The 524-nt window shown below is 52.1% G+C and carries 1 protein-coding gene; it reads right to left on the bottom strand.

The window, feature by feature from the left end:
* Positions 1–186: hypothetical protein (locus AC1DIX_RS27680; protein ID WP_477328536.1), on the bottom strand; the 186-nt coding region annotated here is incomplete at its 3' end.
* Positions 187–524 lie beyond the last annotated feature (338 nt).

Genomic DNA, 524 nt, shown 5'->3' with positions numbered 1-524 from the left:
CAGGCCGGGCGATGAAACATAGACACTGTAGACGAAGATGCCGCTGACGACGAGGACGAGGCCGCAGGTGCAGGTCAACAGAAAGGTTTCGGCACGCCGCGCAAACCAGCTGCCCATCAGGGTCACAGCCAGACACGTTGCTGAAACGCCGAGCGCCAGCAAAAGGGAATTATAATCCAGCATCATGCTTTCAAAACTCCGCGGCTTCTGCCGCGCCCTACAATTCGTCCAGAAACTAGCCTGTCACTGGTGACGAATGTCTTATGCATTCTGTTAAAAAATCATGGACCGCGAACGCGAATATTCGAACCGCGAGCCTGTCATAGTATCGGCAACACGGATACCCGCCGAAATTGACGGTAAAGCCGGTTTTCCTTAGCGTTTTACATCCCCTTATGCATTCTGTTAAAAAATCATGGACCGCGAACGCGAATATTCGAACCGCGAGCCTGTCATAGTATCGGCAACACGGATACCCGCCGAAATTGACGGTAAAGCCGGTTTTCCTTAGCGTTTTACATCCC

The sequence above is a fragment of the Massilia sp. 05N420 genome (assembly GCF_056397205.1).
This window is presented reverse-complemented; position numbering and strand designations above follow the sequence as displayed.